The organism is Agarivorans sp. D1326 (assembly GCF_056958115.1).
Genome location: NZ_JBTWEN010000023.1, coordinates 1 through 816, shown reverse-complemented (window position 1 = coordinate 816; position 816 = coordinate 1). Strand labels below are relative to the sequence as shown.

The following is an 816-nucleotide window of genomic DNA, read 5'->3' as shown; positions in this document are numbered from 1 at the left end:
AAGGGCGGTAAATATAACAGCAATGACTCGTTTGATGCCTTTGGTTTATACAGTGAGCCAATGAGCTTTGGCTTGGGTGGGTGTTATCTCCATTACTGTTCAAGTACAACTCGCGGTGGTGGTGCGATTAAGTTGGTGGCCAATGAGCGTTTCCAGCTCGATGGTGAGATTAAGGCCGATGGTGCATCTGCTACCAATCATGGTGGTGGCGCAGGCGGTTCAGTATGGATTGATGCGGGTATACTTTCTGGTGCTGGCGTTATTGGTGCTCGAGGGGCTTCGTCTAATTCTGGCGGCGGTGGTGCGGGCGGCCGTGTTGCAGTGTACTACGATACGCTAGATGGTTTTGATTTAAGTGCGATTGATGTTTCGGGTGGAACTAAAGGCAGCTCGGGCACAGCCGGCGGCGCGGGTACGGTGTATAGCCAACAGCGCGTAGTGGGCAATCAAGAGCCTGGCACCTTGGTGATTAAAGGCAGCAATACCGGTACGGCGACCCACCTAAGCGGCGTGATTAATGAAGACATTTATGCTGAGAATGCGCGTATTACCTTGGCCGATGGCACGGTATTTAATGGTCAATTTGGTGGTAATAATACTGCCGTTATCGAAGCGCAAGGCAGCTTAACGGTTAAAGACAATGCACTGAATGTGAGTGGCGTGAGCTTATCGTTCGCCGCTTCTCAGCATTATGCCAGCCTTACCGTGAGCAATGGCGGTAAAGTGACGACGCCTTATTACGTGGATGAAAATACCCTTGCTCCAACAATTACCGCTGACACCATTACGGTTGAGGCGGGCAGTAGCATTGATGTG

Annotated in this window: 1 pseudogene; it reads left to right on the top strand. The window is 51.1% G+C overall.

Annotation, left to right across the window (positions count from 1 at the left end):
- Window positions 1–816, top strand: a pseudogene (locus tag ACYFDN_RS21405) (hypothetical protein); the annotation flags it as partial.